Raw genomic sequence first — 7,705 nt, forward strand, 5'->3', positions numbered from 1 at the left:
CACCACGCCGTAGACGGAGACGGCGCCCATGGCCAGCATGAACAGCACCGCCACCGGCAGGTCCACCAGCTGCAGCGGGGTCTTGACCCCGAACATGCTCACGACCGGCCCGAACGGCACGATCGAGAAGGCCAGGAAGGCCGGCACCACCATGATGACCGGCGCCAGCAGATAGAGCACCCGGTCCACCGTCCGCGGGAACAGGTCCTCCTTCAGGCCCATCTTGATCGCGTCGGCCACTGACTGGAGGAGGCCGAACTTACCGGCCCGGTTGGGCCCGTAGCGGTTCTGCATCCGCGAGATCAGCTTGCGCTCGAACCAGACGCCGAAGACGACTCCGAGCGCCAGAAAGAGGAAGAGCATCACGGCCTTGACGATGGTGATCCACAGCGGGTCCCTGCCGAAGTCGGCGAGGGTGGGATCGGCCGCGAGAGCGCCTGCCATGACATGTCGTCCCTTCCACTCCCCCGGCACTCGTTCGGTCCGGAGCGGAAAGTCACGCTAGCCCGTGAGCCGATCGGTGTCTTGAACGAATGCGAACAGCTGCTTCGGGGTCATCCGCGCCATCGCCCGGATCTCGCGGGTGAGGTGCGGCTGGTCGGCGTAACCGCAGGCGACGGCCTCGCTCAGCGTGGCCGAGGGCCGCCTCCACGTGTCCACCGTCCGCTGGAAGCGGGCGATCCTGGCCACCTCCTTGGGCGACAGGCCCACCACCCGGCGAAATCCGAGCTCGATGTAACGACGGCTGACGCCCAGCTCGCCGGCGAGGGACCCGATGGTGGGCGGGCCGGCCGGCTCCTGCAGCCGCCGCCAGGCGTGCATGATCAGGTCGTCGGGGCCGGCGTCGGGGCGCAGCCACGCCGTCAGCCGCTCCTCCAGCAGGCTGAAGCGGTCCGCCCAGCTCGCCGGCGCGATCAGCCGGCCGGTCAGCTCCTCCGCACGGGTGCCGAGGAGTTCTTCCAGGTGCACGGTCGTGCCGGCCACCTCGCGCAGAGGCGTCCCCGTCAGCGCCGACATCCCGGCGGGGGTGAGCCCGAACGCCACCCCGTGACGCCACGGCGTGCGGGCCGAGAACGTCGTGGTGACGCGGGGACCGGTGACGATCGGGCCCATGCCGGTGAAGTCGATGATCAGGGTGGCCGCGTTGAGCGGCAACATCCGGCTGGAGTGGGCGGGCTCCCTCGCCCGGGTGCGGAAACCGGCCCACCCCAGTACGTACGGACGCAGGTGCGGCGGTGACAGGCGGGCGACCATCTGGTACGGCTCCGCCTGTGGCTGTGTGGGCAGGGAATGAATCGTCATCACCCGCAAGCCTGCCCCCATGCGGTCGCGGTGGACACACCCGAACGGCTCATGGGGTCTGCTCGTCTTCGACGAACGCGGTGACCAGGCTGTGGGGCGAGTCGTCGCCGAAGAGGAACTCATGCAGATCCCTTGACATCCGCAGATGGGGCAAGTTAGCGTCCTCGAAACCTGGAATTAACGTTCACGTGAACGTTCATCCGGGCGCGGAAATTTATCTATGGGAAGGACGCCTTGCGCGTGGAGACCACCCATGTTCCGGCCGAGGACCTACGCCGCGCGCTGATCGCGGCGGATCCGAAGCTCTCCAAGTTCAACCCCCTGCCGCGCATACTCGCCTTCGACGAGTTCAACACCGGCACGCACGGCTGGTGCGAACTCATCGGCAATCACGACGGCCACGGAAATCTCGACACCGTGGACGTCCACATGCGCGACTTCCGCCCGCCGCAGCTCAGCTCGTGCGATTTCTTCGACATCGGCACGCACGCCGCGATGAGCGGCAACTACGCCCTGAAGGTGGCCACCCGGCCGGTCACCGGGCACACCGCCGTGGCCATTCGCCGCCTGACCATGGCGCAGCGCGGCGTGGTGCAGTTCGAGACGTACTTCACCTACAAGAGCGAGGCGGCCACCGCCGAGTCCTCGCTCGGCAACAGCTTCGGCGAGATCGAGTGGGACGGGAACCTGCATCCGTCGGAGGCGCAGTTCGGCGCGTTCACCGTGGCCACGGACCTGTGCGACGGCGAGGGCATCCGCTACCACTGCGTCGCCCGCTACCAGAACACCGACCTGGACAACAACTTCACCAGGCGCTGGGTCTACCCGGTGGTGCCCGAGCCGACGCCCAAGGAGAACCTGCACAACCAGGAGAACCTGTCGCCGGTCGAGGACTTCACCGCCCCGAACCCGGAGGACTGGCGGGCCCTGGACGAGGAGCCGCAGTTCCTCTGCTACAACGAGGTGCCGACCAAGGTCAACTGGCACTACCTGCGCTGGCAGTTCGACACCAGGACCCGGACGAATATCGAGCTCCAGGTCAATGACCGGGTGATGGACATGCGTGACGTGCCGGTCCCCCAGTACGCCGACAAATACGACGGCCTGGAAAACCTGCTCAATTTCTACGTGAGCGTCCGCACCCATTCTCCGGTGCGCAACTTCCTTTTCCTTGATTCCGCACTGATTTCCGTGGATTGGTGAACACCGGCATGAGGCACGCTCTTACCGCCGTTCTGGAGCGCAACACCACTTTCACCGCCGATTTCGCGACCGAGCCGTACGAGGCCGGGTGGGCGTCGGAGGCGCGCTGGTTCGTGCGGACCCTGGCGCTGCAGGGCGACCTGCGCCTGACCGCGCAGATCTCCCCCGACGGCCTGCACTGGTGCGACGACGACGACAGCGTCGAGCAGGTCGCCACCGAGCCCGGCCTGGTGACGCTCCGGGTGCGCGAGTTCGGCCACTGGCTGCGCCTGCGGGCCACGCTGCGCGGAGGCGACCCGCAGGCGAAGGTCCTGATCTACCTGGCGCTCAAGAGCTGAGAGAGGAGCGGACATGACAACAACGGAGGGAGTGGGCAGGCGGCAGTTCCTGACCCTCCTGGGCGCCGGCGTCGCCGGCGCCTCCCTCCCCGCCCTGCTCTCCGGGTGCGCCCCCGGCGGCCCGGGGGCGGGGCCCGCGTCGGGGACCAAGCGGGTGCTCAGCGCCGCGTTCTACCAGGCGATCAACGACCTGGACCCGCACGGGGCGAGCGCGGTGGACGAGGCGTCGCTGCTGGCCAACCGGCAGATCTACGACACGCTGGTCACCGGGGCCGGTGAGCGGCCTGCCCCGGGCCTGGCCACCTCGTGGCGGCAGCCCGACGACAAGACGTGGGAGTTCACGCTCCGCGAGGACGTCGTCTTCCACGACGGCAGCAAGCTGACCTCCGCCGACGTCAAGGCGTCGCTGGAGCGGCTGGCCGCGTCGGACGGCCCGCAGAAACCCCTGTGGGCCTCGATCGACACCGTCGAGGCGCCCGATCCCCGCACCGTCAGGATCACCACCAAGGATCCGCTCGGCACTCTGCTGGTCAACCTGACGCTGGCCTTCATCCTGCCCGCCGCCCAGATCGGCAAGGGCGACCTGTCCCGCAAGCCCATCGGCAGCGGCCCGTTCTCGGTCGAGTCGTTCACCCCGTCGTCGCAACTCGTGCTCAAGCCGGTGGCGAACTACTGGGGCGGCGCCCCCAAGCTGCCCGGTCTGCGCCTGCCGTACATCCCCGAGGCCTCCACCCGCATGACCTCGCTGCAGAACGGCGAGGTGGACGTCACCTGGATCATCCCCCCGGACGAGCTCAAGCGCCTGGGCGGCGTGAACGGCGTCAAGGTCGAGAGCAAGCCGGGCCTGAACTACTTCCTCGCCTGGTTCAACTGCGGCAAGAAGCCCTTCTCCGACCCGCGCGTGCGGCGCGCGCTCTACCAGGCGCTCGACATCAAGGGCATCGTCTCCAGCCTGTACGGCGACGCCGCCACGGTCATGGACGCCCCGATCCCGTCGGCGGTCTTCGGCCACGCCCCCCAGGAGCCCTACGCCTACGACCCGGAGCTGGCCAAGCGCGAGCTGGCCGAGGCCGGCTACGGCTCCGGGATCCGCACCTCGATGATGTGGTTCAAGGACACCGGCCCGCTGGCGACCGAGCTGGCCCAGTCGATCATCTCGGCCTGGGCCAAGGTCGGCGTCGTCGTGGAGCCGCAGCAGATCGAGAAGGCCGCCTGGATCAAGCGGCTCACCGCCCTCGACTGGGACATCGAGCTCCAGGTCAACACCGTGACCACCGGGGATGCCGACTACACGCTCGGCCGGCTCTACACCAGCCAGGCCAATCGCATGGGTTACCGCAACGACAAGCTCGACGGCATCCTGGCCAAGGCCAGGTCGACCTCCGACCAGGAGGAGCGCAAGTCGCTGTACGGCCAGGCGTGCGAGATCATCTGGCGTGACGCGGTCGGCGTCTTCCCCGCGGCGCTGTCGAGCACGTACGGGGTGCGCTCCACAGTGGCGGGATTCGTCCCGGTGGCCAACAGCCAGCCCGAGTTCCGCACGGTGTCGACCGCGGGTTGATGCACGTGGAACTCGACCCGATCTGGGGGCACCATGCGTGAGGCACGCCGTACCACTCTGAAGGACATCGCCGAGAGCCTGGGCGTCTCGGTGAACACCGTGTCGCGGGCGCTGGCCGACAAGGACAGCGTCGGCGTCGAGACGCGCGACCGCGTCAAGGCCGAGGCCGAGCGGCTCGGCTACGTGCCCAACTCGACCGCGCGCTCGCTCGTCCTGGGCTCGGCCAGCACCCTCGGCATGGTGATCACGAACCCGTCCAACCCGTTCTACGCCCAGCTCATCAGCGGGATGGAGCAGCACTGCCGCCGGCACGGCTACTCCTTACTGCTGATGGCGACGGAGGAGAGCCTGGCCAACGAGCGGCGCGCGGCCGAGGAGCTGTTGCGCCGCGGCGTGGACGGGGTGCTCGTGGTGACGGTCCAGGAGGGGGCCGAGCACTGGCGGCGTTTCAGGGCCGCGGGCGTCCCCCTCGTCCTGCTCAACCGCGACGTGCCCGAGCTGAACACCGATCTGGTGGGCGTCGACCACGTCAAGGGCGGGTACGCCGCGGCCGGCCACGCCCTCGCGCAGGGCGCCAGGAAGATCTACTTCCTGGAGGAGGACCTCGGCGTCTCGTCGGTCGCCGACCGCGTCGAAGGCTACCGGCAGGCCATGGCCGACGCCGGGCTCACCCTCGAACCCGACGCCATCCTCAAGGTGCCGACCAGACGGCTGGAGCAGAGCGCCATGCCGTGGGACCCGAGCGAGGCCTACCGGCTGGCCAGGGAGGTCATGCGAACCGAGCAGCGGCCGCTGGCGTTCGTGGCCGGCAACGACTACTTCGCGCTGGGCGTCTACCGGGTCGCGGACGAGGCGGGCCTGCGGATCCCCGACGACATCCTGGTCGTCGGCTACGGCGGGCACCCGTTCGCCCCCTATGTCATACCGTCGCTGACCACCGTGGAGCTGCCCGCCGCCGACATCGCCGTCTCGGCCGTGGAGCACATGCTGCGGCGGCTCAAGCGGCCGATGGCCGAGGGCTCGCCCGAGCAGATCCTCTTCCCGCCGCGGCTGGTCGTACGGGCGTCGAGCAGTGGGAGCGTGACATGACCGCATTCCTCGGCAGACGGCTCGCCCAGGCGCTGCTGCAGATCTGGGGCGCCATCACCATCGTCTTCATCGCGCTGCGAGTGCTGCCCGGCGACCCGGCCGAGCTGATCCTCGGCAGCCAGGCGACACCCGAGGCGCTGGAGGCGCTGCGCGGGCAGCTGGGCCTGCGCGACCCCCTCATCGTGCAGTACGGGCACCACCTCCAGGACATCGTCCGCCTGGACTTCGGCGACTCGTGGCGGCAGGGCGTGAGCGCCCTGGACGCGTGCGTGGAACGGCTGGGCTCCACCCTGATCCTGTCCGCCTGGGCCATGGTGATCACCGTGGTCCTGGGCTTCCTCGCCGGGACCTTCGCCGCCCGCCGCGCCAACACCTGGGCCGACCACCTCGTCTCGGTCTCCTCGCTGGTCGGCCAGGCGCTCCCGCCGTTCTGGATCGGCATCATGCTGTCGCTGATCTTCGCGCGGTGGCTGCAGATCCTGCCCAGCACCGCCGACGGGACGATGCTCAGCCTGCTGCTGCCCGCGCTCACCCTGGCGCTGCCGTTCGTCGGCTGGCTGGGCCGCCTGGTGCGCACCGGAATCCTGGAGGAGATGAACCAGGACTACGTCCGCACGGCCCACGCCAAGGGGCTGAGCCGCCGGGTCGTCTTCTACGTCCACGTGCTGCGCAACACGCTGGTGCCGGTGGTGACCATGCTGGGCCTGCTCATGGGCTACTTCATCGCGAACGGCGTCATCGTCGAGGTGATCTTCGCCTGGCCCGGCATCGGGTCGCTGCTCGTCGACTCCATCACCTTCCGTGACTACGCGGTCGTCGAGGCCATCCTGACCGTGATCACGGTCTGCTACATCGTGCTCAACCTGGTGGTCGACGTGCTCTACGCCTACCTCGACCCCAGGATCCAGTTGGAGAACGCCTGATGTCAGTCAACGCACTCGAACCCGTGACGGGCCCGGCCGCGCTCAGGCGGCTGGCCGGGCTGCCGCTCCGCGCCCACCTGGCGCTCGCGACCGTGCTGCTGTTCGTGCTGGCCGGGCTGCTCGGGCCGCTGCTGGCGCCGTTCGACGCGGCCCGCACCAGCCCCGTGGACCGGCTGCTGGCGCCGGGCACCCGGCTGTCCGACGGCGCCGTCGCCTGGCTGGGCACCAACCAGGTGGGCCAGGACATCCTCGCCGAGGTGCTGGCCGGGATGCGCACGTCGCTGACCGTGGCCATGGTGACCGTGCTCGTCGGCGGGTCGGTCGGGCTGCTGCTCGGGCTGCTCGCCGGCTACTTCGGCGGCTGGGCCGACGGGATCATCTCCAGGATCGGCGACATCCAGCTCGCCTTCCCCAGCCTGCTGCTGGCCATCCTGCTGGCCGGCGTGCTCGGCCCGAGCATGGTGAACGTGATCATCGCGCTGGCGGTCACCCGCTGGGTGATCTTCGCCAGGGTGGTGCGCGGGTCGGCCATCGCGGTCCGCGACCGGGAGTTCGTGGACTCGGCGCGGGTGATGGGGGCCTCCCACGGGCGGATCCTGCTGAGCTACATCCTGCCGTCGTGCCTGCCGCCGCTGCTCGTGGCGGCGACCGTACAGGTCGGCCTGACCATGGTCGCCGAGGCTTCGCTGAGCTTTCTCGGCCTCGGCGTGCCGTCCTCCCAGGCGTCCTGGGGCTCCACGATCGCCGAGGGCCGCGACTATCTGGCCTCCGCCTGGTGGATCGCCGCCGCGCCGGGCGCCGCGCTGGCGCTCGTGGTGGTCAGCATCGGGATCCTCGGTGACCTGCTGCGCGACGCCTCCGACCCGATGACGGAGCTGTGACGATGGTGAACGAGAGCGCGACCCCGCTGCTGCGGGTCGAGGACCTGGCCGTGGAGTTCGACACGCCAAGGGGTCCGCTGCGGGCCGTGCGCGGCGTGTCGTTCGAGGTCGGCGAGTGCGAGACGCTGGCGATCGTCGGCGAGTCCGGCAGCGGCAAGAGCGTGACCGCGCAGACCCTGATGGGCCTGGTCCCGCTGAACGCGCGGGTCACCGGCGGCCGGGTCGAGATCGAGGGCCGAGACGTCGTCGGCCTGCCGGACGACGAGTGGCCCGCGCTGCGCGGCGAGCGGATCGCGATGATCTTCCAGGATCCGCTGAGCGCGCTCAACCCGTCGTTCACCGTCGGATACCAGATCGCCGAGGTGCTGCGCAGGCACGAGGGCCTGTCCCGGCAGGCCGCCGCCAAGC

The 7,705-nt window shown here is 69.6% G+C and carries 9 protein-coding genes; 7 read left to right on the forward strand and 2 right to left on the reverse strand.

Annotation, left to right across the window (positions count from 1 at the left end; translation table 11 throughout):
* Together ACFPZ3_RS06075 and ACFPZ3_RS06080 are read right to left on the reverse strand one after the other, a co-directional pair.
* A partial coding sequence (locus ACFPZ3_RS06075) for an NADH-quinone oxidoreductase subunit H (RefSeq protein ID WP_379512947.1) occupies positions 1-444 on the reverse strand: 444 nt, incomplete at its 3' end.
* Between the two features lie 57 nt (positions 445-501).
* Positions 502-1,302: a helix-turn-helix transcriptional regulator gene (locus ACFPZ3_RS06080; protein ID WP_379512948.1), complete on the reverse strand. Its 801-nt coding sequence runs from the start codon at positions 1,300-1,302 to the stop codon at positions 502-504.
* A 240-nt stretch (positions 1,303-1,542) separates the two neighbouring features.
* On the opposite strand from ACFPZ3_RS06080, the gene ACFPZ3_RS06085 reads away from it, so the two are divergent.
* The 7 genes from ACFPZ3_RS06085 to ACFPZ3_RS06115 form a co-directional block, all read left to right on the forward strand.
* On the forward strand, positions 1,543-2,505 hold the full coding sequence (locus tag ACFPZ3_RS06085) for a DUF6772 family protein (protein WP_379512949.1): 963 nt from the start codon (positions 1,543-1,545) through the stop codon (positions 2,503-2,505).
* Between the two features lie 8 nt (positions 2,506-2,513).
* Positions 2,514-2,843 (forward strand): hypothetical protein, encoded by a 330-nt coding sequence (locus tag ACFPZ3_RS06090; RefSeq protein WP_379512950.1) that lies wholly within the window; start codon positions 2,514-2,516, stop codon positions 2,841-2,843.
* 13 nt (positions 2,844-2,856) lie between these two features.
* Positions 2,857-4,404 carry an ABC transporter substrate-binding protein gene (locus ACFPZ3_RS06095; protein WP_379512951.1) on the forward strand — a complete coding sequence of 516 codons (1,548 nt, stop codon included), beginning with the start codon at positions 2,857-2,859 and terminating at the stop codon, positions 4,402-4,404.
* Between the two features lie 33 nt (positions 4,405-4,437).
* Positions 4,438-5,493, forward strand: coding sequence for a LacI family DNA-binding transcriptional regulator (locus ACFPZ3_RS06100; protein WP_379512952.1), 1,056 nt, complete (start codon positions 4,438-4,440; stop codon positions 5,491-5,493).
* Entirely contained in the window at positions 5,490-6,416 is a 927-nt protein-coding gene (locus ACFPZ3_RS06105; RefSeq protein WP_379512953.1) for an ABC transporter permease, read from the forward strand. Before ACFPZ3_RS06100 ends, ACFPZ3_RS06105 begins: the two co-directional genes overlap by 4 nt.
* Positions 6,416-7,297: an ABC transporter permease gene (locus ACFPZ3_RS06110; protein WP_379512954.1), complete on the forward strand. Its 882-nt coding sequence runs from the start codon at positions 6,416-6,418 to the stop codon at positions 7,295-7,297. The genes ACFPZ3_RS06105 and ACFPZ3_RS06110 overlap by 1 nt, the downstream gene beginning before the upstream one ends.
* A gap of 2 nt (positions 7,298-7,299) precedes the next feature.
* Positions 7,300-7,705, forward strand: a 406-nt coding sequence (locus ACFPZ3_RS06115) for an ATP-binding cassette domain-containing protein (protein ID WP_379512955.1), incomplete at its 3' end; no start/stop codon positions are given.

The sequence above is a fragment of the Nonomuraea insulae genome, from assembly GCF_042656245.1.

Coding starts and splice junctions, on each gene's coding strand:
- ACFPZ3_RS06110 (WP_379512954.1), top strand. CDS start 6,416: ATGTCAGTCAACGCACTCGAACCCGTGACGGGCCCGGCCGCGCTCAGG.
- ACFPZ3_RS06105 (WP_379512953.1), top strand. CDS start 5,490: ATGACCGCATTCCTCGGCAGACGGCTCGCCCAGGCGCTGCTGCAGATC.
- ACFPZ3_RS06080 (WP_379512948.1), bottom strand. CDS start 1,302: ATGACGATTCATTCCCTGCCCACACAGCCACAGGCGGAGCCGTACCAG.
- ACFPZ3_RS06095 (WP_379512951.1), top strand. CDS start 2,857: ATGACAACAACGGAGGGAGTGGGCAGGCGGCAGTTCCTGACCCTCCTG.
- ACFPZ3_RS06090 (WP_379512950.1), top strand. CDS start 2,514: ATGAGGCACGCTCTTACCGCCGTTCTGGAGCGCAACACCACTTTCACC.
- ACFPZ3_RS06100 (WP_379512952.1), top strand. CDS start 4,438: ATGCGTGAGGCACGCCGTACCACTCTGAAGGACATCGCCGAGAGCCTG.